The 21,784-nt window shown below is 64.2% G+C and carries 19 protein-coding genes; 6 read left to right on the forward strand and 13 right to left on the reverse strand.

Going from position 1 to position 21,784, the window contains the following annotated elements; all coding sequences use genetic code 11:
• Positions 1-78 precede the first annotated feature (78 nt).
• Complete coding sequence (locus tag EGJ27_RS03630; RefSeq protein ID WP_125829334.1) at positions 79-1,185, forward strand: Gfo/Idh/MocA family protein; 1,107 nt, start codon at positions 79-81, stop codon at positions 1,183-1,185.
• A gap of 119 nt (positions 1,186-1,304) precedes the next feature.
• Here the strand turns inward: EGJ27_RS03630 and EGJ27_RS03635 are convergent, their stop codons facing one another.
• The 13 genes from EGJ27_RS03635 to EGJ27_RS03695 form a co-directional block, all read right to left on the reverse strand.
• Entirely contained in the window at positions 1,305-2,501 is a 1,197-nt protein-coding gene (locus EGJ27_RS03635; protein ID WP_125829335.1) for a serine hydrolase, read from the reverse strand.
• A gap of 3 nt (positions 2,502-2,504) precedes the next feature.
• The gene (locus EGJ27_RS03640; protein WP_125829336.1) at positions 2,505-3,659 is read right to left on the reverse strand and encodes an iron-containing alcohol dehydrogenase; all 1,155 of its coding nucleotides are present in this window, start codon (positions 3,657-3,659) and stop codon (positions 2,505-2,507) included.
• Positions 3,660-3,686: 27 nt separating this feature from the next.
• On the reverse strand, positions 3,687-4,331 hold the full coding sequence (locus tag EGJ27_RS03645; RefSeq protein ID WP_125829337.1) for a LysE family transporter: 645 nt from the start codon (positions 4,329-4,331) through the stop codon (positions 3,687-3,689).
• Between the two features lie 36 nt (positions 4,332-4,367).
• Entirely contained in the window at positions 4,368-6,089 is a 1,722-nt protein-coding gene (locus EGJ27_RS03650; RefSeq protein WP_125829338.1) for an FAD/NAD(P)-binding protein, read from the reverse strand.
• 5 nt (positions 6,090-6,094) lie between these two features.
• Positions 6,095-8,107, reverse strand: a complete 2,013-nt coding sequence (gene sbnB / locus EGJ27_RS03655; RefSeq protein ID WP_125829453.1) for a 2,3-diaminopropionate biosynthesis protein SbnB — start codon at positions 8,105-8,107, stop codon at positions 6,095-6,097.
• Positions 8,108-8,144: 37 nt separating this feature from the next.
• The gene (locus EGJ27_RS03660; RefSeq protein WP_125829339.1) at positions 8,145-9,467 is read right to left on the reverse strand and encodes a lysine N(6)-hydroxylase/L-ornithine N(5)-oxygenase family protein; all 1,323 of its coding nucleotides are present in this window, start codon (positions 9,465-9,467) and stop codon (positions 8,145-8,147) included.
• Between the two features lie 47 nt (positions 9,468-9,514).
• Positions 9,515-10,486 carry an ABC transporter substrate-binding protein gene (locus EGJ27_RS03665; protein WP_125829340.1) on the reverse strand — a complete coding sequence of 324 codons (972 nt, stop codon included), beginning with the start codon at positions 10,484-10,486 and terminating at the stop codon, positions 9,515-9,517.
• Complete coding sequence (locus EGJ27_RS03670) at positions 10,483-11,685, reverse strand: FAD-binding oxidoreductase (RefSeq protein WP_125829341.1); 1,203 nt, start codon at positions 11,683-11,685, stop codon at positions 10,483-10,485. Before EGJ27_RS03670 ends, EGJ27_RS03665 begins: the two co-directional genes overlap by 4 nt.
• A 14-nt stretch (positions 11,686-11,699) precedes the next feature.
• Complete coding sequence (locus tag EGJ27_RS03675; RefSeq protein ID WP_125829342.1) at positions 11,700-13,199, reverse strand: methionine--tRNA ligase; 1,500 nt, start codon at positions 13,197-13,199, stop codon at positions 11,700-11,702.
• Positions 13,192-13,584, reverse strand: coding sequence for a cupin domain-containing protein (locus EGJ27_RS03680; RefSeq protein ID WP_125829343.1), 393 nt, complete (start codon positions 13,582-13,584; stop codon positions 13,192-13,194). Before EGJ27_RS03680 ends, EGJ27_RS03675 begins: the two co-directional genes overlap by 8 nt.
• 478 nt (positions 13,585-14,062) lie before the next feature.
• On the reverse strand, positions 14,063-15,037 hold the full coding sequence (gene xerC / locus EGJ27_RS03685) for a tyrosine recombinase XerC (protein WP_125829344.1): 975 nt from the start codon (positions 15,035-15,037) through the stop codon (positions 14,063-14,065).
• A gap of 104 nt (positions 15,038-15,141) precedes the next feature.
• Complete coding sequence (locus EGJ27_RS03690) at positions 15,142-16,125, reverse strand: MDR family oxidoreductase (protein WP_125829345.1); 984 nt, start codon at positions 16,123-16,125, stop codon at positions 15,142-15,144.
• 45 nt (positions 16,126-16,170) lie between these two features.
• Complete coding sequence (locus tag EGJ27_RS03695) at positions 16,171-16,806, reverse strand: TetR/AcrR family transcriptional regulator (protein WP_125829346.1); 636 nt, start codon at positions 16,804-16,806, stop codon at positions 16,171-16,173.
• A gap of 111 nt (positions 16,807-16,917) precedes the next feature.
• Here EGJ27_RS03695 and EGJ27_RS03700 point away from each other — a divergent pair, with 111 nt between their 5' ends.
• From EGJ27_RS03700 to EGJ27_RS03720, 5 genes are all read left to right on the forward strand, one after another.
• Positions 16,918-18,006 (forward strand): nitronate monooxygenase family protein, encoded by a 1,089-nt coding sequence (locus EGJ27_RS03700; protein ID WP_125829347.1) that lies wholly within the window; start codon positions 16,918-16,920, stop codon positions 18,004-18,006.
• A gap of 102 nt (positions 18,007-18,108) precedes the next feature.
• On the forward strand, positions 18,109-18,876 hold the full coding sequence (gene modA, locus EGJ27_RS03705) for a molybdate ABC transporter substrate-binding protein (RefSeq protein WP_125829348.1): 768 nt from the start codon (positions 18,109-18,111) through the stop codon (positions 18,874-18,876).
• Positions 18,877-19,557: a molybdate ABC transporter permease subunit gene (gene modB, locus EGJ27_RS03710; RefSeq protein ID WP_125829349.1), complete on the forward strand. Its 681-nt coding sequence runs from the start codon at positions 18,877-18,879 to the stop codon at positions 19,555-19,557.
• A gap of 3 nt (positions 19,558-19,560) precedes the next feature.
• Entirely contained in the window at positions 19,561-20,649 is a 1,089-nt protein-coding gene (gene modC / locus EGJ27_RS03715) for a molybdenum ABC transporter ATP-binding protein (RefSeq protein ID WP_125829350.1), read from the forward strand.
• Positions 20,650-20,722: 73 nt separating this feature from the next.
• Positions 20,723-21,781, forward strand: a complete 1,059-nt coding sequence (locus EGJ27_RS03720) for a DNA topoisomerase IB (protein ID WP_125829351.1) — start codon at positions 20,723-20,725, stop codon at positions 21,779-21,781.
• Positions 21,782-21,784 lie beyond the last annotated feature (3 nt).

The raw sequence follows: 21,784 nt of genomic DNA on the forward strand, positions 1-21,784 counted from the left end.
CCGTTGAACCTGACGTTTTCCGAGCGCTCCATTCTGAACGGGCAGGCAATCGCCTGCCCATCGACCAGGAGGCTTGGAATGCCCAGTTCAGACGGCAAAATCCGCTACGGCGTGGTAGCGGGCGGATCAATTTCCCAAGGCGCGTTCATGCCCGGTGTCGGCCAGACGGAGAATTCCGTCATGACCGCGCTGGTGACCGGCGACCCGGTGAAGGCTGAACGCCTGGCGCGTCAATACGGGCTCAAAAGCTACAGCTACGACAATTATTCCGCCCTGCTCGCTTCAGGCGAAGTTGACGCGGTTTATGTCGCCACACCCAATTTTCTGCACCGGCAGTTCGTGGTCCCGGCACTGGAAGCGGGCATCCATGTGTTGCTGGAAAAACCCATGGCCACCAGCGAGGCCGACTGCCAGGCCATGATCGAGGCTTCGCAGCGTTCCGGTGCGAAACTGATGATCGCTTATCGACTGCACTGCGAGCCGGGCACCCTGGAAATGATCGAGCGTGTGCAGGCCGGGGAATTCGGCGATCCGCGCCTGTTCACCTCGACCTTCACCCAAACGGTCAAGGCCAGCAATCATCGCACCGAACATGGCTTCGCTGCGGGTCCTGTCAGCGACATGGGGCCGTATCCTTTGAACATGGTGCGTCAACTGTTCGGTGACGAGCCGATTGAAGTCAGCGCGGTGGGCATCACCACACCGGGCAGCAAGATGAGCACCCCGGATACCGTCACGGTTTCCTTGCGTTTCCCGCAGGAGCGGCTGGCACAGTTCACCGTCAGCTACAGCCTGCCGAGCAGTGAGCGCTTCCAACTGCTGGGCAGCGAAGGCCAGATCGATGCAAAGCCCTGCTTCGGCTTCGGTGCAGGGGTCGCCATCACCTACACGGCGACCGTCGGCGACAAGACCCAGGAACATGCGCACCCGGTGGTGGATCAATTCGCGGGCGAAACCGCGTATTTTTCCGACTGCATCCTCAACGACGTAGCGCCCGAGCCGGACGGCGATGAAGGCTGGCGCGACGTTCGCGTGGTGCAAGCCATCGGCCGGGCGCTGGAAACAGGGCAGCCTCAGCGCCTTGATCCCTTGCCTGCAAAACGGCCTGTCACCCGCGACCAGCAGCGCCATTATCCACTGGCAGAGGTGCCGGCGTTCATCAATACCGAATCGCCGACCGAATGACGCGGCCTCGCGTACCGCCTTCCTGCGCGACCCGGAACCGGGCTTAAAGCCGGCACCGGCCAAGGCCAGGCGCCAGATCCGCAGCTGGACAGACGCTGGGCACACACCAGCGACAACGACTAGGCACGTAGTCCAGGGATAGTAGCGCTTGGCGGCGGCCGCCCTCGAACCCTCGGGCTGTAGATCGCCTCCACCAGCCCGTCGGCCAGCGTTCCCCAGGCACCGGCCACCGCCGTATTGCTCATGACCACCAGGCTGATACCGGCCTGGGGGTCGACCCAGTAATGACTGCCGTAGATTCCGCACCACGACCAGGTGCCGGCGCCCTGCAATTGCCTGGCCGCTCGCGGATCACTCAGCACCAGCGGTCCCAACCCGAACGTCCAGCCCGCACCCCTGCCCTTTATCAGCGTTTCACCGATGGCATTGCCTAACAGCTGCTCGGTGCTGGGCGCGCTCAGTAGCGGTGCACCGCCCTGGCGCAGACATTCCAGCAGTCGCAGGTAATCGTCCGCCGTGCCCAGCATGCCCGCGCCACCTGACTGAAAGGCTCGGACATCGAACGCTCGAGCCGAACTGATCTGCGCGCGCCCGCTGTCCAGTCGCAGAACGTCACTGACGCCGACGGGCTGCGGCCCGTTCGGGCCATCTTTGTAGGCCACGGCCAGATCGGCCTGGCCCGGCGGATCGAAGGTCGTGCAGTGCAGGCTCAAAGGCGCGGTCACCCAACGGGCCACGTTCTCGCCCAATCCCACGCCGGTCGCCTGTTCGATGACGGCGCCCACCACGTCAGTGGCCAGGGAATACCCCCACGCGGTTCCTGGCGCGAACAGCAACGGCACTTGCGCCAGCCGTCGCAGGTTTTCCGCCAGCCCGATGCTCGACTGATCGAGGCCGTCCGACACGCCTGCAAGCCGATAGGCATTGTTCGGCGGCTGCTCGAATCCATAACCCAGCCCGGCAGTGTGGGACAGCAGATGCCGCAGCGTGATGACCGGCTCGCGGCCATCTGCCAGCCGTGGGCGAAAGGTAGTCAGCCAGGTGGTGACCGGCTTGTCCAGATCCAGCACGCCCCGTTCGCACAGGCGCAATGCGGTGACCGAAGTCAGCAACTTGGTCAACGACGCCAGACGGAAGCGGGTGTCGCGCTGCATCGGCAGGCGGCGTTCGCGATCCGCCCAGCCTCGGGCGCTGACATAGCGTAGCTCGCCGGCCTGGGCCAGCAATAAGACACCGCCGACGATTCGTCCCTGTTCCACCGCCTCGCGCCACACCTTCGCGACCCGCTGCACCCCCGTTTCATTGAGCTGCGGCATCGTCTAGCTCCCTTGAACCGCACGGCAAAAGATCTGCGAATACATTTCGGCCGTATGCCGGATCGGATTGGTGTGCGAGCAGCCATCGACGTATGCCATGCGCCCGACCCGTTGCGCGTCACTTGCATCAAGGCCGATGGCGCCCAGGGTGTGGGGAATGCCGATACGTTCGCGCAGGTCCAGCAACCAACTCATCACGCCGTCGAAACCCGGTCGGGGCAGACGCAGGAACAGCGCCAGATCGTCCATTTGCCGGACGAGCGCCGGGCGATTGGCTGTCAGCACGTAAGGCAGCAGAACCGCGTTGAGCAGACCGTGATGCAAATCGTACAGGGCGCCGAGGCTCTGTGCGATGGCATGCACGCCCCCCAGGCCACGCTGGAAAGCCGCGGCGCCCAGACTGGATGCCACCAGCATTTGCTGACGAGCCTCGATGTCCCGGCCGTCGGCCACTGCCCGCGGCAAATGCGCCTTGATCATCTGCAGCCCCTTGACCGCCACCGCTTCAGCCATCGGGTGCCAGACCGGCGAACACCAGGCTTCCAGGCAATGGGTCAATGCGTCGACGCCGGTGGCGGCGGTCAAGTGCGCGGGCAGATCCACAGTCAGCTCGGCATCCAGGATGGCGATGCGCGGCATCATCCGGCTGTGCAGAATGGTGCGCTTGACCCGTGCCGCCTCGTCGGTGATCACCGAAGCGCGGCCGACTTCGGAGCCTGTGCCGGCGGTGGTCGGCAGCGCGATGACCGGGGCGATGCCCGCCGGGTCGACCCGCCGATGATTCTCGCCGATGTCCTCGAAATCCCACAGCGGACGATGCTGCCCGGACATCAACGCCACCGCCTTGGCCGCGTCCAGTGCCGAGCCGCCGCCAAACGCGATGACCCCGTCATGGCCGCCGGCCTTGTAGGCTTCCAGGCCATGGGCGACATTACTGCCGGTGGGGTTGCCTTTGACGTTGTCGAACAGCCCGCAGCTGCCGAGCGCACGACGACAGTCCTCCAGCGCCCGGCCGACCATGGCGCTTTGGCCGAGCCACTGATCGGTGATCAATAATGGCCGCTGCATCCCGACGCTGCGGCACGCGTCAGCCAGTTCAGCGGCGCGCCCTGCCCCGACACGCATCGCGGTCGGGTAATTCCAGTCATTGCTGTGCATGAGTCTCTCCTTGCAAAGGGCCAACCCTCAGCCGATCAGGCCGGCGGGCAGCAGGCCGATCAGCAGGCGCAGGCCGAACACGATCATGAACAGGCCGGTGACCACGTCGATGGCCTTCTTCATGCGCTGGTAGCGGCGCTGCACGGCCGGGATCGAGAACAGCGTGGCCAGCAGCACGAACCAGGAAATGGCCAGAATCGCGATGATCGACACGCCCGCGCTGCGGACCCACAGCGGCATGCCCGGCGTGGTCACGGTGGTGAATACGCTGGTGTAGAACGCCAGCGCCTTGGGGTTGGTCATGTTGGTCAGCAGGCCGAAGCGGTAGGCGCGGCCCAGGCTGCCGATGCCCAGCGCGCCGATGTCCCGGGGCTTGGGCTGGCTGCCGGCGCTGCGCAGGCTCTTGGTGCCCAGCCAGGTCAGGTAGCCGCCACCGAGCAATTGCAGGCCCGGTTGCAGCCACGGCAATTGCTGGAACATCAGGCCCAGCCCGGTGGCCGCCAGCAGCGCCCAGAGAATGCTGCCGGAGGCCACGCCCAGCCCGGCACAGATGCCCTGCTGCCGTGACTGGCTGTAGGACAGCTGGGTGATGACCAGAAAGTTCGGGCCGGGGCTGATGATCAGCACAATAAAGGCGCCGGCCAGCGCGGTGAGCAACGTGATCTCGTACATGAGTAGTCTTCCTTATGAGTGGACGGGGTGAGGTGTTCAGGCGCAGTGCCGTCTCGCCAGGCTGGCGGTGAGACTGTCAAGACAGGATTGCGCGGCAACGCGTGCCTGAGTGGGGGCCAGGCACGCCGGATCGGGCGTCGGCACGTAGTGGTTGTAGAACAGCCAGCCTTCTACGGCCGGCCCCAGCACCCAGAGCCGCTGCTGCACGGAACCGTCCTGGAGAACGGCCCGTCCCAGAGCATCGGTCTCGATGCCGTCGGCCGGGTACGGATGCGCTGCGCGGATCAATCCTTGCTCCAGCAGATCGCCGGTCAGGCCCGCGTGCCCATGGGCGACGCGCGCTGTGATGACCGAATCGACGCTGAGGGCGGGTTCGGCGCCTGGAGGCAGCAGGGTCACGATGCCCGCATCGAGCAAGGCCAGCAGGTCCTCATAGCGTTCATGCTGCGGACCGCCGACCAGGCGGTTGGAAACCCCGGCCCAGACCGCATAGAACTCATGGGTAGAGCGGTCCGTCAGACCGTTGCCGTCCGCTACCCGGCGCAGCAGGTCGCGATAGTCGCGCCACACTTCCAGCGCCTGCTTGAGCGGGCTTTGCGCGGTGCCCAGGCGGCTCAAGGCCAGGTCGCGCTCGATCCAGCGGCGAAACCCGTTCGCGTATTGGCCCTGCGGCCCGGTCCACGGTGCGACCGTCAGCCAGTCCTGCGGCTCGAAATCATCCCACTGCTCGGCCAGCCGGGCGAACAGCGTGGTGCGTTTTTCCGGCGTCTGGGCCTGTCGCATCTGTTGCTGGAGGTGCCCCAGTTGCCTGGGCGCTGCAAGCCGGACTTTGGCCTGATAGAACACGGCACGCATTTCCGCGTCGATCAACGGCAGCACGTCGGCGCGAAAATCCAGTCGGCCTGAATGGCGCCCGCACCTCAGCGCATCGATGGCCGCCGCCGTGAAGTACAGGCGTGGGAAAGCCTCGCAGCCGCCAGGCTGCCATCGGGGCCGGGCGTGAAACGGCAGGCCGCTGCGCGAATACATGAACAGTTGCGGCTCGCGGCCTGAAGGCTGATACCGCCAACCGGCGAAACATCGGTCCGGCACGAACCGCCCGCCGCGACCTTCGGTGAGGTGTGCCAGGGCATCCATGGCCGTAAGGCCCAGGCCCTCGATAGCCACTCGCTGCCCGAGGTTATCCGGCGCGGCAGGTTGCGGCGCGTGACCTGCGGTGAGAAACAACCCGTCGCAGGCCTGTTGCCAGCCGCTGGCGGTCACCAGCCCAAAGCCGGGCCTGTCCGCCAGCGGCCGGCACTGAGTGACAGCCTCGGCGTGGTGCTGCACCTGGACATGCGCCGGGCAGTGCCGGACCAGCATGCGATAACACGCCTGCAGGTATCGCCCCAGCAATTTGCGCGGCACGAAATCACCATACGCCACCGGCCTGCCATGGCTTTCGGTGACGTGGCCACGCTCGTCGAGACGCACCCGGCTGGCGTCACACCATTGCAGGAAAGTCATGCCCGGCGACTCACACGACGGATAGCGCGTAGAAAACGCCGTGAGTTGCCCGGCCATGGTGTTGAGCATCAGGTAGTCGGGCTGCTGGGCGTGGTGCAGGCCGGAACCCGGTGCCCGTGGGTCGAACACGTCGATACGCAACCGCAGGCCGCTCGCCTCCCGCGCCAGGCCAATCAGTTGTTCCAGGACGCTGAGGCCGCGCGAGCCCATGCCGACAATGGCGATTCTGAACGGCGGAGCAAAACAGTGCATGGCAGTCACCAACGGTTCGATTCGAAGAAAAAATCCGCTACGGCCAGGGCACTGCCCTCGGCCCGCGCTTGCCGGTAAATCCGTTGGCCCACGGCAAGGTCCAGCACGCCCAGCCCGAACGGCGAGAAGATCGCCGGCTTATCAGGACACAGTTCCACCTCGCCCAGCATCAGTTGCGCGAGGGTGCCGGTGATGAACGAGCGGGCTTGATAGTGCTGTACCGCCAGATCGGGCGAGGTCCGGGCCTTGAGGCAATGCTCCACGTCGTCGAGGATGTTGTCGGCTGCGCCAATCACCTGGGGACCGAGGTCGCGCAGCGAAATATTGAGGATGATCTGCCCAGCCCGAAACACCGGCTCATGCACGTAAGGGCTGGGCGCGGTGGTGGCGAAAATCACCAGATCCGCTGTCAACGAATCGTGAAGTTCGCCAGCCGCTGCGCCTAACCCGTGGACCTGGGACGCATGGCCCAGCAGCGCCTCGGCCGAGGCCTTGTCGAGGTCGTGAACACGGACGTCCTGCAGCGTCCAGCCATCGCTGACCAGCAAGTCGAGAATCGTGCGGGCGATGAACCCCGCGCCGATGAACGCGACGCGCCCGACACGACGTTGCCGGCGGTTCAGCCAGTAAGCGCCCAGCACCGCCGAGGCCGCGGTGCGCATGGCGCTGATCCGCGAGGCTTCCAGGCAAGCGAAGGCGTAGCCGGTCAACGGATCGTTGAGTACCAGCACCGCCGAGGCGCGCTGCAAGCCTGCATCGATGTTGCCCGGAAAACTGGAAATCCATTTGATGCCGCTGACCGGCTGGCTGCCGGTGAGGCTGGCGGGCAAGGCGATGATCCGGTTAGCCGGCGCATCGGGAAAGTGCAGGAAGTAACTGTCGGGGTTGACGGTCTGTCCGGCGTGATGATCCAGATAAGCCTGCCGCACATCCTCGATACAGGCTTGCGGGTCGGCGTGCAGCAGGCGCGCTACGACCTGCCCGTCCACCACATGAAACGCCGCGCACGTCTCGCGTTCGGCCGCCAGGTAGCGGGTCCGCTGCGGCACGATGGGCATGTCGGCCAGGCTCATGCCCAAGACCTCCGCGCCGAAGTGCCGCTCGACCCATTGATCGTCATACAGGGTGTCCAGATAACGCTCGCCCCAGTCCGGCGACAGCGCCACCACCACCGCGCCCGGCTGGATGCGTTCGCGCCAGGCATGCACGGCGGCGATGACCGTGGCCGTGGAGCCGCCCACCAGCAGGCCCTTGGTGCGCGCCAATATCCGGCACATGGTGACAGCGCGCGCCTCCGGCACCATTTCCAGCGCATGAATGCCGTCGATGTTGCAGATCGGCGGCCGTTGGCTGGTGCCCAGGCCCGGTATGCAGCGTCGGCCGGCTGGCGTGCCGAAAGTCACCGAGCCCACGCTGTCCACAGCGATGATCCGCGTGGTCGGATGATGACGACGAAAATGCTCCACGCAGCCCATCAGCGTTCCGGTGGTACCGGCCCCGACGAACAGGTAATCCACGTGCCCGATCTGGCGGGAGATGGAGTGCGCGGTGGTCCGCGCATGGGCGCGGGGGTTGGCGGCGTTCTCATACTGGTTGAGCCACAGATAACGCGAGTCGGCGGCGAGTTTCTCCCGGATCAGCGCAATGCGCGTGCCCAGATAACCGCCGTTGGCGTCCGGCGTTTCGACGCGAATCACCGAGGCGCCATAGCTGCGCATCATGCGGATGTTGTGGCTGGAGGTGTTGGGGTCGATCACGCAGGTGAATGCAATGCCGCGTTCGGCGCAAGTCATCGCCAGCGCCACACCCAGGTTGCCGGACGAGGACTCGATGAGCACGGTATCCGGCCCGATCAGGCCGCGCCCGTGCAGGTCGTCCACCAGGCCCACGGCGGTCTTGAGTTTGATCGACCCGGCCGGATTGAGAGATTCCAGCTTCAAGAGAAAATCCGGACCCAGGCCGCGGACCTTGAGAAAGTCGCGGTCGTGAACGATGTCGCTCACGGCCTCGTAAGCCATAGCGTGGTGGAGGTGTGCTTGGTGCATGAGGTTCACTTCACTGTGTCAGGATCGATTCATGAGCCGTCGTGCGGACGGCCCGTTCAAGGGCGGCGGCAATGCGCTCGGCACGCAACGCCATCAGCGAGAACGACTGGCTGTCGCTGATGCCGTGGCTGCGCTCGGACAGGCCGTTGACCCAGATCTTCACGTCGCAGTCGCCTTGGGTGCCGACCTGGTAGTCGCGGTCGATGACCAGGCCGCCGTCGCGGTCGGCCTTGAGCCAGGGTTGCAGGTTGCTCAGCAATGGCGGCACCCGGAACTGCTGATAGCCGGTGCCAAGGACGATGGCGTCCACCTCCAGGGTTTCGCGCTGACCGCTGAACGTATCGGTGAGCGTGACCCGATAGCCGTCGCCCGACGGCTGGATGGCCGATACCGCCCGATAGGCATGACTGCGCAGGCGTCGGCGGCCGGCGATACGGTCTTCGTAGACCAGGGAAAACAGTTTCTGGCTTTCGTCCGGATCGATGCCCGCGTAGTTGGTCGAGCGGCTCCATTCCAGGAACCGCTGTCGTGCAGCCGGCTCCAGGCTGTGGAAGTAGTCGACGTGGTCCGGGGCAAACACCCGGTTGGGGAACTGCCCCAGTTGGGTGAGCTTGAAGCCTGCCGAGCGATGCACCGAATGCACCTCGATGCCTGGGTTTCGACCGATCAGTTCCAGCACCGATTCACTGGCGCTCTGCCCGGAACCCAGCACCAGCCAGCGCTTGGGCAGCGCCGCACCCAGGGCGTCAAGCCGGGTGAGGAACTGCGAGGTATGAAACACCCGTGGACCGAGCAAGGGTTCGAACAGCTCGGGAACCCGAGGCGCGCTGCCGCTGGACAGCACCAGATGCCGGGTGCTGAACGTTTCCGGCCGATTGCGGATGCGGATTTGCACCTGCTCCAGGCGCCCGTCGCGTATGACTGGCAGGATGTCCTGTACCGGCGCATCGAACCGGGTGTGGGCGTCTACCTGGCGGGACACCCAGGCCAGGTAGTCCGACCATTCATGACGGCTCGCCGGACGACCCAGCAGGCCGAAGTCGAACAGGCGGTCGTGGGCCTTGAGGTACATGGCGAAGGAAAACCGGCTGCGCGGGTTACGGGGCGTCACCAGGTCGCGAAACACGTGGTGGTTGATGTCGGTTCCGCTGAGCAACAGTTCGGGATGCCATTGGGTGTGGGGCGCAGCTTCCAGATACTGCACCGACAGGTCGGCCAGCGGCGCGCCTGCTTCCCGCGCGTCCTCGAAGGCGCAGGACAAGGCCATTCCGGCCGGGCCGAAACCGACGCATACGGCGTCGCAAGTAACAGAAGGTGGCGTCAGAGTGTTCATCAGGCTCGTCCTTGAAGGTGGAATTAAGGGGGAAAATGGTGACTCGGCTATCCGGTCAAGGGCAGCAAACCGGCGCTGCCGACTTGCCATATCCGGGTAGTGGCGCCCCGGCATTCGCCGTTTTCGAAGCCAACGGCACCCAGTGGCGTTGCGAAGCAGCGCCGTTGCAGCACGTCGGTCAGCTGCGGCCCTCGCTCCGGCCCGACTGCCAGTTGGGCCAGCACGTACAGCATCAGCAGGCTTTCCCGGAAATAGGTTTCGGGAGCCCCTTCGAACAGCGTCCGGTGCAACAGCGCGCTGTGGCAGCCAGGTGCCTGGGGGTTGCCGAAGCCGATGACGAAGGCGTTTACGTCGCCTGCTCGGCCAGCGCCGAGTTGCGGCGACGCGGCATCGTCCGTGAGCACCAGCGGCCTGGAACTGCCGGTGGCACGACGCGCCTGCCAGTGCTGTCGACTGGCACGCAAACGTCCGGCGAAGACCTCCACCTGGGCTTGTTCCCGGTCGAAGACCTGCTGCAATCCGGCCAGATGCGCGGCCGCAGCTATGGCCTGAGCCAGGGCTTGACCGTGAGCGCTGGTGTCCGCCTCGATGTGCAGCGCCCGCCATTGCCGGGCCTGCAGCCAGCTCACCAGGTCCCCGGCCAGGCGCCGGTCGGATGGGCAGAAACGAAACACGTTGCGATGCTCTAGGGTCAGGCAGTCGATCGTCGCCGCAGGCGTCAGCAGCGCGATGCCGGCCGGTTCGTACAGCCGGGCTGCGCTGACGGCGGCGTCGGAAGAGAAGTGGCCGATGACCACGTCGGCCTTCCACTGGATCATCTGCCGGGCGACCTCGGCACCCCGCGCCGGATTGGCACCGTCATCGAGGAACAGCCATTGCACCGGTTGCAGGTCGGGCAGCAAATTGCGCGCGACACACAGGGCGCGCAGAAACGTGCGCGCATGGGGCGTGTCGGCCGGGTCGAACAAGGCACTGACACCGACCCGCAGCGCCGCCGGTTGCCTGCGGATGTCGCTCATGGCTGCATCCTCACCTGCCCGGCGACCTGCATCAGGCGCGAGGGTGACAAGCCCGACCAGTCCGCGCCGGGCGCCTGCCCGTTCAGGTGGCGTTGCAACTGCCCGGCGGCGATCTGCGCAACGGCGGGGGCGAATTTGAAGCCCAGGCCGGACATACCGGTGGCCACATAGAGCGGACTGTCTTCAGCGCAGAAACCCACCACCGGCCGACCGTCCGGGGTGTAGCTGTCGAAGCCGGGCAATAGGTCGAGAACCTGATGGCGCGTGGTGCCTCCAACCCTGACCACAGGCGCGATATCGGCTGTGGCTGGACGGGCCGCTTCGCGGCTAAAGCCGCTACCACGAGGTTCGCACCCGCTCCGAGAGAGTTGTTCAATGCGCACGCGGGCATCTTCGGCATGGCGGGCATCGGGCGATTTCAGGTCTTGCGGCCATGGGGCTGTGTCGCGAAAACCACAGCCGGTCTGCACCAGGTTACGGCTCAGCGGGATGGCGTAGCTTTGGGTCACAGCATCAATCACCGGCATCGCCCACTCGTCGTCAGTGCGGACCCGGGCCAAGGGAATCGAACGAGTGTGCAAGCCCAGTGGCGGCAGCCAGCGCTGACTCCAGGCCCCGGCGGCAACCACCACGGCGCGGCAACGCAACGTGGCCTGGCCGATATCCAGCAGCACTTCGTCACGCGAGCGGCAGTCCAGCGACTTGACCTCGCAATGCTCCAGCAACAGGCCATCGCGGCGCACCCGGCCGGCAAGCGCGGCCACCGCCTGGCGCACGTTGCCCACACTGGCATGGGGTTCGAACAGGTTGCTGCGGTGTGCCGAAAAGCCCGGTTCGCCGCCGGACAACAGCTGCATCGGATAACGCGCGCTGGCGTGCTGCTTGATGGCGGCGTGCAGGCGTTCCAGCTGATCCGGCCCTGCCCGGTAGATCGCGCCGGTGCGCTGCAACGCGCTGGCGTAGGCACTGGCGAATGGGTCCTGATCCAGCAGGCCGATGGACATGGCCGCCAGCTCCATCAACAACGGGTCGCGGTCGTAGAGCCGCACCAGTCCACCGGAGTAGCTGCTCGCGCCCAGGCTGCCGGCGGCGCCCTTGTCGATCAAAACCACTGAAATGCCCAGGCTGGTGAGTCTGGCGGCAATGGCGGCGCCAATGATCCCGGCGCCGATCACCGCAATCGGGTAGTCGATAAACATCTTTGTGCGTCCGTTCAGATGGAGTAATCGGCGACCGAGCCGGACATCAGCGTGGCGTTCACCCGTGCCTCCGGCAGATCGAAGCGCTGGAAGATCAGCGCCGACATTTCGGGGATCAGCGCTTGGCCGGTCACCGCGATGAACGCTGCCAGGTGATGGACCGGTCGACCTGCGGCCAGGCGTGTGCGAGTAATGGCGATCACGTCCAGCAGTACCTGCGCCATGCCTTTCATCGAGAACCGCTCTGGCTCGGCGGCCTTGATCCATTGCAGGCGCAACGCTTCCAGCAGCCCCGCGTCGGGTCCGCAAAGACCGGTCCACCAGTCCTGACCTGGCTCGCTTCCGGCTTCCAGCAGCGCCGGGAAAAACGTGGCGAACAGCTCGCCTCGCCATTGCAGGAAATGCTGCAGGCGAAAATCTCCTTCACTCTGCTCCGGCGCGATGCTCGCCAGGTACAGACGCGCGCTGTCGGCACACGCCTGGCGGGCCAGATCGCCGACCCAGATAGCGTGATTGCGGCTGGTGGACAGGTTCAGGCCATCGAGCTTGAGAAACTGGTTGGGAACGAAGTGCTGCTGCACGTTCAGGCCGCTAAGCACCGACAGTTGCGCCGGGTAGACGATGGCGTGGCTGAACACGCAATCGAACCCCAGGAAATGCACCAGACTGCCCTGCCCCGACTGCCAGTACTGGCGAAACAGATCCGGCTGTCCGGTGCAAGCGGCCCATTCGCGAAACGCCGCGATATAGCCGGCCAGTCCCATGAACCAGGTATGCACCCGGCACGAGCCGTCGGCCTGAAGATCCAGCCCACCGTCGCCGGGGCGGGTCACGCCCCAGTCGTGCAGATGCTCCAGGGTGTCGCGCAGCCAGGTGCCGAGCGGCGCACGCCAGTGGCGATCCAGCAAACGTTCGCGCAACACCGGGCGAAACGCCGCCAGTTTGAGGAAGGCGCGATGGGCGCTTTTCCACTGGCACGGCTGGTTGCACAGCTTGCAGCGCAGGTCGGTCATCCGCTCCGCGTCCGGCGCCTGGGCGCAATGTTCGCACTGACTGGCGTCGGAGTCGGTCCCGCAATAGTTGCAGCGGCCCCGGGCAAACGCTTCGTAGCCCCAGACTTCACAGTCCGGGCACCAGGCCTGGAGGGAATCACGAAACTCGATGAAACCTGCGGCTTGCAGCGCGTCGAACACTTCGGCGACGGCCTCGGCAAACCACGGGTTGCCATGGGGGCGCATCCAATTGTCGGGCTGGATATTGATCGCGGCCAGGGAGGCTTCGATGCGGTCGCTGTTGCGGCTGGCCAGCTCCACCGGGTGCGTCCCGGTCTCCAGCCCCTTGCGCAGCATGTAGGACTGGTAGTCGTCGGAATACGACAGCAACACGCATTCATGCCCGCGTTGACGTTGTACCCGGGTGAACACGTCAGCCGCCAGGAACGGGCCGGCGATATGGCCGATGTGCAGGTCGCCATTGGGCGTTGGCGGCGTAATGGTGACAATGAACCTAGTCATCGAGGCACCCCGTGGTGTCGGTGTGCTGTGCCACGAAGGCGTCCACATGGTTCATGTCCCACCAGATGACGTAAAAGTGAAAGTCTTCTGCCGAGTCGTTGATGACGTAATGGGTGGTGTGCTTGGGGATCGCGGCAATGTCCCCGGTTGCGAAAGACATTTCCCGCTCACCGATCACCAGGCGCGCCTGGCCCTTGATGGCGATGAACAGTTCCTGATCGACCTGGGTGTGCGCCTCGCTCTGCGTTCCTGGACGCACCACACACCAGCCGCCGGCAAACGGCATCGGATAACCCTGCCACGGCAGCAAGCGGCTGCCATCCAGACCGTATTCAGGCACCAGCGCATCGAAGTCGGTCCTGCGGTGAATATCGAACTTTTCCATGCTCAAATCCGTGCGTTGTTGACGGGATCAAGCATGTAATCCGGGCCGAGGGTTGGCTATTGGATCGGTTGATACCTCGCGGGCGACGGATCGAAATAACGGATGGAACCGCGCAGCGGGGCGTGTTCCGCGGGCTGAAGTGGCAAGTTGCGGATGATGATAATGACTATCAACAGAGCTGATACACCCTGTGCAATCGGGGGTGTTAACGTTGTCGGCGATGGTTGAACACGTTTTTGTCACCGTGCGAATCCGCGTCGCATGGCACATGAATACTTGCTCTTCTTCATCATTCCTTTGGTTAGATCTTTAGGCCGCCTCGCTTAGCGAAGCGGCCTTTTTTTGTTTGCGGATACGTGATGAGCGCGGGCATGTCCGCGAAAAGGCGGTACCGGCGCAGCAAACAGGTCAGTTGCGAAAATGTCTTCGCGGACCAGTCGGCTCCTGCGAGGTTTGGCGCCGGGCAGGCTGGAAGTGTCTACAGGTCAAACCGGTCCACGACCCGGCGCCGTTCGTTTTCGCTGCGCATGTCGTAGCTGGCGGTGGTCGCAATATGGGTGTGGTGTGCCAGTTTCTGGGCGATCGACAGATCGTATTCTTCGATTACACGGGTGATGAACGAGCGGCGAAAATCATGGGGCATGATGTTTACCCCCACCTGCCGACCGCGCTGCTTGGCGATGAAGTAGATTGCGTGCTTGGTGATCCGCTCCCGGGTGATGTGACTGCCGCGACGGATACGATTGAACAGAAACGGATCATCGTCCAGACCTTGCGGCAGGCACGAACGGCGCAGCTGCAGCCAGGCATCCAGCGCCTGGAACGCCCATTGCGGCGCGTACTTGATCATCTGCTTGTTGCCCTTGCCGAGTACCTTCAGGCTGCGGTCGGCGAAATCCACCTGGGACAGGTCAAGATTGACTGACTCGGACTTGCGCATCCCCGAGCCGTAGAGGATCGCGATGATCGCCGCGTCCCGGCGCCCTTGCGGCCTGGGGTCGGCGGCGCAGACGTCCATCAGCTCGCGAATCAGGCTGCGCCGGATGTTGCGGCCCTTGACCAGCCGCGTGCCGCTGACCGGTTTGATCGAGCGGATCTTGAGCAACTGGTCGTGGCTGATCAAGTCATGGCGCCAGGCTTCGTTCATCACCCCGCGGATTGCATTGACATACAGCGAGGTGGTATTGGGTGCGTAATCGTCTGCGCGCAGCGCCGCGACCAGTGCAGTGACATGGCCAGGTTGCAAGGTGTGCCAGGGCACGTCGCGAATGTCCACGTCGGCCAGGCCGAGACGGTCGGCAGCGTCCTGCAGCACGTAGGTCATGGTCAGGCGGCTGGAGGGAGCAAGACGATCGAGGTAGAGCTGCAGCGGATTGCTGATATCCGGCAGTTTCGGTGCAGGTGGCGAGGCCACGGGTTGCGCGGCAGGCTCGCTGCGGGAGTCTTCGGGCATGTGAGGCGACGCCTTTATTGCATGGGCGAGGCAGCGCTGAGCTGCCTCGTCCGGGTCCAAAACAGTGACTTTAGCACGCAGCTGAAGGCTACCGTGCCCGCGACTCAACGTTCGACATCGACCACAATCCGCCCTCTGACCTGTCCGGCCAGCAGGCGCGGCGCAATATCAATGACCTCACTGAGGCCGATCTCATGGCTGATCAGCGGCAGCAGCGAGCGATCCAGATCAGACGCCAGTCGCGCCCACGCCTGCAGGCGATCGGCGCGCGGGCGGGTCACACTGTCGATACCGGCCAGGGTCACGCCCCGCAGGATGAACGGCGCGACCGAGCCGGGGAACTCCATGCCTTGGGCCAGTCCGCAGGCGGCGACAATGCCGCGATAACGGATACCCGCGCAAACGTTGGCCAGGGTGTGACTGCCCACCGAATCGATGGCCGCCGCCCACTGTTCCTTGGCCAGCGGCTTGCCCGGCTCGGACAGTCGGCTGCGGTCAATGATGCTGGCCGCGCCCAGGCGCGTGAGGTAATCCGCCTCGTCGGCACGCCCGGTGGAGGCAACGACCTGATAGCCCAACCCGGCCAGCAGGGCAATCGCAAAGCTGCCGACCCCGCCATTGGCGCCAGTGACCAGCACTTCGCCGTCTTCCGGTCTGATCCCGTGATGTTCGAGTGCCAGGACACTGAGCATGGCGGTGTAACCCGCGGTACCGATGGCCATGGCCTGAGCTGGAGTGAAGGCGTCCGGCAGCGGGATCAGCCAGTCAGCCTTGAGCCGCGCCTTCTGCGCCAGCCCACCCCAATGGGATTCCCCCACGCCCCAACCGTTGAGCAGCACCGCATCGCCCACCTTGAACTGAGTGGATTCGCTGGCTTCGACCGTACCGGCCAGATCGATGCCCGGCACCATGGGAAAGCTGCGCACGATCGGGCTTTGCCCGGTCAATGCAAGAGCGTCTTTGTAGTTGAGCGTGCTGTGGGAGACCCGGACCGTGACATCTCCGGTCGGCAAGGAAGCATCGTCGATCGGCCCCAAATGCGCCCGATAACCCTGTTCGTCTTTATTGATCAGAATGCCGTTGAACATGCTGCCTCCTCTTTAGACCGGTTGTCTTTAATTGGCGCTGAGCTTTCACTGCGGCAAGCCGCGTAGAAAGCCTGCAATAAAGGTATTGAGCGGCGCGTCGTTGCGAACCATGCGTGCACGGAGCACCGCGCCTTCCCAGCCGATCCAGAAAAACGCGGCCAGCTCGGCGCAGTCTGCACGCCTGCCCAGTTCGCCCGATTGTTGGGCGGCCTGCAGGCAGCGTGTCAGTCTGGCCTGCCAGTCCAGCAGGATCAGTTCCAGCGCGCTACGAAACTCTTCCGGGAGCAGGCCGATTTCCTGCCCCATGTTTCCGACCAGGCAGCCGCGTCGGTATTCATGGCGGGCCATGCCCGACTTGGCGCTCTGCACGAATCCGACCAGACGCTCCAGCGGTGACAGGTTTTCATCCAGCAGCCAGTGATCCAGGCGACGGGCGAAATAGCGGGCGTATTCGTCAAGCACGGCCAGGCCAAACGCCTGCTTGCTGCCGAAATAGTGATAGAAAGAGCCTTTGGGGACCTGCACTTCCTTGAGCAGGAAATCCAGGCCAGTGTTGGTGAAACCGTGCTCGGTCATGATCTCAAGGCCGCGTCGCAACAGGGCTTCGCGGGTTTCGAGGGGGTCGCGGTCCACCTTGGGTGGACGCCCGGGACGCCGGGGCTTGGAATTGAGTTCAGTCATGACGCGCTAGATTAGACCGATCGTATTTAATGTCAAATCGGCGTGTTGCCGGACAACCGTTATACTCGGCGCGCAATCCGGAATTTCCACCGCCCTGCCTGGAGCCTGTACATGACCACTTGGCCAGACCGTCGCCTGTTGGACCTTTTCGCTATCGAACTGCCGATTCTCCACGGGCCGATGGCCGGCGTCACCGGATCGGCCATGGCCATTGCCGTGGCCAAAGGCGGCGGCCTGGCGTCATTGCCCTGCGCGATGCTGACCCATGAGCAGATCCGCGAAGAAGTCGCGATATTCCGACAGCACAGCCAAGGGCCACTGAATCTCAATTTCTTCTGCCACACCCCGCCGCCGTTCGACGCCGAACGCGCCGAGCGCTGGAAAGAAGCCCTCCAGCCTTATTACCAGGAACTGGGCGCCGACTACGATGCACCGACGCCGGTGTCCAATCGCGCGCCGTTCGACGAAGTCGGCTGCGCACTGATCGAAAGCCTGCGGCCGGAAGTGGTCAGCTTCCACTTCGGCCTGCCGCAAGCCGCTCTGCAGCAGCGCGTGCGGGCCACAGGCGCGCGCATCATCTCGTCGGCGACCACGGTGGACGAAGCAATATGGCTGGAGGCCCACGGCTGCGACGCGATCATTGCCATGGGGTATGAGGCGGGCGGTCATCGTGGCATGTTTCTCAGCGATCAACTGCACACTCAGGTCGGCACGCTGGCACTGGTGCCGCAGATCGTCGACGCCGTGAAAGTCCCGGTGATCGCTGCCGGGGGAATTGCCGACGGCCGCGGCATCGCCGCTGCTTTCATGCTTGGCGCCTCGGCGGTGCAGGTCGGTACTGCGTACCTGTTCTGCCCGGAGGCCAAGGTCAGCAAGCCGTATCATCGGGCGCTGCGGGAAGCCAAGGACAGTCAGACCGCACTCACCAACCTGTTCACCGGCCGCCCCGCGCGCGGCATCGTCAATCGTGTGATGCGCGAAATCGGACCAATGAGTCCGCTGGCGCCGGCGTTCCCGCTGGCCGGCGGGGCACTGATGCCACTGCGGGCCAAGGCCGAAGCCGCCGGCAGTGGCGACTTCATGAACATGTGGGCAGGCCAGGCCGTAGGCATCAAGCGCGAGCTGCCCGCCGAACAACTGACCCGTCAGTTGGCCGCGCAAGCGCTGGCAAGGCTGCAAGGCGTAGCAGCGCGGATCTGAATCGGTACTTCCATCGGGACTGGAGATCGCTATATATTCTCGTATATAGCGAAAGGCCGCCCGCACGCGGCCTTTTCCACTTCAAGACACCGGAGCCGCTTCATGTCAGTCAATGCCCTTCGCACGCCGCTTGTTTTCATTGTCGCGGCCTGTGCTGCCCTCGGTGCAGCCTCAGCGCTGGCTGACGAAGTCCAGGTCGCGGTTGCGGCGAATTTCACTGCACCGATCCAGGCCATCGCCGCAGACTTCGAGAAAGACACCGGACACAAACTGGTGGCGTCGTTCGGCGCAACCGGCCAGTTCTACGCGCAGATCAACAATGGCGCGCCCTTTGAGGTATTCCTGTCCGCCGACGACACCACGCCCGCCAGGCTGGAACAGGAAGGTGCGACCGTCAAAGGCTCGCGCTTCACCTACGCCACCGGCACGCTGGCGCTGTGGTCGGCCAGGCCCGGTTATGTCGATGACCAGGGTGACGTGCTCAAGGGCAACGGCTATCAACATCTGGCCATCGCCAACCCCAAGGCCGCGCCTTATGGCCTGGCGGCCATGCAGACGCTGAGCAAGCTCGGCCTGAAGGACGCAACTCGTGCCCGCCTGGTGGAAGGCCAGAGCATCACTCAGGCGTATCAGTTTGCCTCCACCGGCAATGCCGAACTGGCCTTCGTCGCTTTGTCGCAAATCTACAAGGACGGCAAGCTCACCAGCGGTTCGGCCTGGGTGGTGCCGGCTCAGTTGCATGACCCGATCCGTCAGGACGCCGTCATTCTCAACAAAGGCAAGGACAGTGCAGCCGCCAGAGCATTGGTGGAGTACCTCAAGGGCCCGCAAGCCGCTCGAATCATCAAGTCGTTCGGGTATCAGCTGTAAATGCCGCTGGGAAGCGCCGATCTGGCGGCGATCTGGCTGACCTTGAAACTGGCCTCGGTGACCACGCTCATTCTGCTGGTCATCGGTACGCCCATCGCACTATGGCTGGCGCACACCCGCTCCTGGCTCAAAGGTCCGGTGGGCGCCATCGTCGCCCTGCCCCTGGTACTGCCACCCACGGTGATCGGCTTCTATCTGTTGTTGCTGTTGGGCCCCAACGGCGCGGTGGGCCAGTTCACCCAGAGCCTGGGGCTTGGCACGCTGACGTTCAGTTTCACCGGGCTGGTGATCGGCTCAGTGGTGTATTCGATGCCTTTCGTCGTGCAGCCACTGCATAACGCCTTCGCCGCCATCGGCCCACGCCCGCTTGAAGTGGCCGCGACACTGCGTGCCGGCCCTTGGGACACCTTCTTCACGGTAGTGCTGCCGCTCGCCAGACCTGGTTTCCTGGCTGCTGCGATTTTAGGGTTCGCGCACACAGTCGGGGAGTTTGGGGTGGTATTAATGATCGGTGGCAACATACCGGAGAAAACCCGCGTCGTTTCGGTGCAGATATTCGATCACGTCGAGTCTATGGAATATCTGCAAGCCCACTGGCTGGCAGGCGCCATGCTGGTGTTTTCATTTCTGGTGCTGCTGGCGTTGTATTCCAGCGGCAAGTCCAGCTCCGGATGGAGATGAGTCATGGCTGTGCCTATGGATATTCACCTGCAGATGCGCTACGCCGACTTTGAAGTCGACGTCGACATCAGCCTCCCCGGCTCCGGCGTGACCGCCCTCTACGGGCCTTCCGGCTCAGGAAAGACTACCTGCCTGCGCTGCATCGCCGGTCTGGAGAAAGCTCAGCACGGAGTGATCCGTGTCAACGGCGAAACCTGGCAGGACACCGCCAGGGGCGTATTCGTACCACCGCATAAGCGCTCCATCGGCTACGTTTTTCAGGAAGCGAGCCTGTTCAGCCATCTCTCTGTGAGCGGTAACCTGGCGTTCGGCTTCAAGCGGATTCCACGCGGGCAGCAGCACTTGCAACCGCCCCAGGCGGCTGAACTGCTGGGAATCGATCATCTTCTGCAGCGCCGGGTCGACACCCTCTCCGGCGGCGAACGGCAACGCGTCGGCATCGCCCGCGCCCTGCTCACCAGCCCTGGCCTGATGCTGTTCGACGAACCGCTGTCGGCGCTGGACACTCAGCGCAAGAACGAAATCCTGCCATATCTGGAACGGCTGCACGGCGAACTGGACATTCCCATGCTGTATGTCAGCCACGCACAGGATGAGGTTGCGCGCCTGGCCGATCACCTGGTGCTGCTCGATCAGGGCAAGGTGCTGGCCAGCGGTCCGATCAGTGAAACCCTGGCGCGACTCGATCTACCCTTGGCCTTGGGCGATGACGCGGGGGTAACCATCGAAGGCACGGCGACGGCCTATGATGCGCACTATCAGCTGTTGAGCCTGGCCCTGCCCCACAGCGAACTGGCTATCCGCGTCGCGCATCGGGCGATAGCGCCGGGTACGCGCTTGCGCATCAAGATCGGAGCCAGAGACGTCAGTCTCAATCTGCTGCCGGACGGCCAGAGCAGCATTCTCAACCGCCTCCCGGTCCGGGTGGTCGGTCATCAGGCGGCGGATAACGGCGCCCACGTGACTGTGCGCCTGGATGCGTGCGGCACGCCGATCCTGGCGCGCATTACACGCTTCTCTTTCGACCAGTTGCAGATCCACACGGGCCAGGCGATGTGGGCGCAGATCAAGGCGGTGGCGGTGCTGGCCTGAACCGAACGGCAGATACTGGGCACCTCGCCGCGCGGCAGCGGTCAGTGATGTTAACTGCCTTTGAGGTTCAGCCATGCCCGACTCGCCCCCCATCACGCCCGCCGCATCCGACCTGCATTATGTAGACGACAGCCAGCCTGGATTCACGCGCAAACTGTTGCGCGGCAAGTTCGCCTATTTCGATACCCAAGGCGAACGCATCCGGGATCAGGCCGAGATCAAACGCATCAACGCCCTGGCAGTACCGCCCGCGTACACAGACGTATGGATCTGCGCCGACCCGGCAGGCCATCTGCAAGCCACCGGCCGTGATGCCCGCGGCCGCAAGCAGTACCGCTATCACCCGCGGTGGCGGGAGATACGCGACCAGAACAAATACGCCCGCCTGATCCAGTTCGGCCACGCGCTGCCCAAGGTGCGCAAGCAGATCGAAGCCCAGCTCGCCCAGCCAGGCATGGGACGTGAAAAGGTCATGGCAACGGTCGTTTCTTTGCTGGACGCTACCTTGATCCGTATCGGCAACAGCCAGTACGCCAAGGAAAACCGCTCGTATGGGCTGACCACATTGCGCAACAAGCATGTCGAGGTGCATGGGGGCAAGATTGTCTTCGAGTTTCGCGGCAAGAGTGGCGTCGAGCACCGGGTCAGCGTGCAGGACCGCCGACTGGCGAATGTGATCAAACGCTGCATGGAGCTACCCGGTCAGAATCTGTTCCAGTACCTGGATGATGACGGCGTGCGTCACAACGTGACGTCCTCGGATATCAATGCTTATCTGCACAGTCTTACCGGCGCGGACTTCACCGCCAAGGACTACCGGACCTGGGCCGCCAGCGCCATGGCCCTGGCCACCCTGCGCAAGCTGCAATGGGAACCGGAGGCCGATGCCAAGCGACACATCGTGGAAATGGTCAAGGAGGTCTCGCGCCTGCTCGGCAACACGCCGGCGATCTGCCGTAAATGCTATATCCATCCTGCGGTGCTGGAAGGCTTTCTGCTCGGCAACCTTGCCAGCCTTCCGAAAATCCGACAGCGCAAAGGGCTGCGCCAGGAAGAAGTCGCCCTGGCGAACTTCCTGCGGCAGTTGGCAGACAAGGTGGAAGAGGTCATCGAGGACACGCAGGCAGGATAGACG

Origin of the sequence: Pseudomonas sp. v388 (genome assembly GCF_003935425.1) — a bacterium.
GTDB lineage: Bacteria > Pseudomonadota > Gammaproteobacteria > Pseudomonadales > Pseudomonadaceae > Aquipseudomonas.

Coding starts and splice junctions, on each gene's coding strand:
- EGJ27_RS03630 (WP_125829334.1), top strand. CDS start 79: ATGCCCAGTTCAGACGGCAAAATCCGCTACGGCGTGGTAGCGGGCGGA.
- EGJ27_RS03635 (WP_125829335.1), bottom strand. CDS start 2,501: ATGCCGCAGCTCAATGAAACGGGGGTGCAGCGGGTCGCGAAGGTGTGG.
- EGJ27_RS03640 (WP_125829336.1), bottom strand. CDS start 3,659: ATGCACAGCAATGACTGGAATTACCCGACCGCGATGCGTGTCGGGGCA.
- EGJ27_RS03645 (WP_125829337.1), bottom strand. CDS start 4,331: ATGTACGAGATCACGTTGCTCACCGCGCTGGCCGGCGCCTTTATTGTG.
- EGJ27_RS03650 (WP_125829338.1), bottom strand. CDS start 6,089: ATGCACTGTTTTGCTCCGCCGTTCAGAATCGCCATTGTCGGCATGGGC.
- sbnB (WP_125829453.1), bottom strand. CDS start 8,107: ATGGCTTACGAGGCCGTGAGCGACATCGTTCACGACCGCGACTTTCTC.
- EGJ27_RS03660 (WP_125829339.1), bottom strand. CDS start 9,467: ATGAACACTCTGACGCCACCTTCTGTTACTTGCGACGCCGTATGCGTC.
- EGJ27_RS03665 (WP_125829340.1), bottom strand. CDS start 10,486: ATGAGCGACATCCGCAGGCAACCGGCGGCGCTGCGGGTCGGTGTCAGT.
- EGJ27_RS03670 (WP_125829341.1), bottom strand. CDS start 11,685: ATGTTTATCGACTACCCGATTGCGGTGATCGGCGCCGGGATCATTGGC.
- EGJ27_RS03675 (WP_125829342.1), bottom strand. CDS start 13,199: ATGACTAGGTTCATTGTCACCATTACGCCGCCAACGCCCAATGGCGAC.
- EGJ27_RS03680 (WP_125829343.1), bottom strand. CDS start 13,584: ATGGAAAAGTTCGATATTCACCGCAGGACCGACTTCGATGCGCTGGTG.
- xerC (WP_125829344.1), bottom strand. CDS start 15,037: ATGCCCGAAGACTCCCGCAGCGAGCCTGCCGCGCAACCCGTGGCCTCG.
- EGJ27_RS03690 (WP_125829345.1), bottom strand. CDS start 16,125: ATGTTCAACGGCATTCTGATCAATAAAGACGAACAGGGTTATCGGGCG.
- EGJ27_RS03695 (WP_125829346.1), bottom strand. CDS start 16,806: ATGACTGAACTCAATTCCAAGCCCCGGCGTCCCGGGCGTCCACCCAAG.
- EGJ27_RS03700 (WP_125829347.1), top strand. CDS start 16,918: ATGACCACTTGGCCAGACCGTCGCCTGTTGGACCTTTTCGCTATCGAA.
- modA (WP_125829348.1), top strand. CDS start 18,109: ATGTCAGTCAATGCCCTTCGCACGCCGCTTGTTTTCATTGTCGCGGCC.
- modB (WP_125829349.1), top strand. CDS start 18,877: ATGCCGCTGGGAAGCGCCGATCTGGCGGCGATCTGGCTGACCTTGAAA.
- modC (WP_125829350.1), top strand. CDS start 19,561: ATGGCTGTGCCTATGGATATTCACCTGCAGATGCGCTACGCCGACTTT.
- EGJ27_RS03720 (WP_125829351.1), top strand. CDS start 20,723: ATGCCCGACTCGCCCCCCATCACGCCCGCCGCATCCGACCTGCATTAT.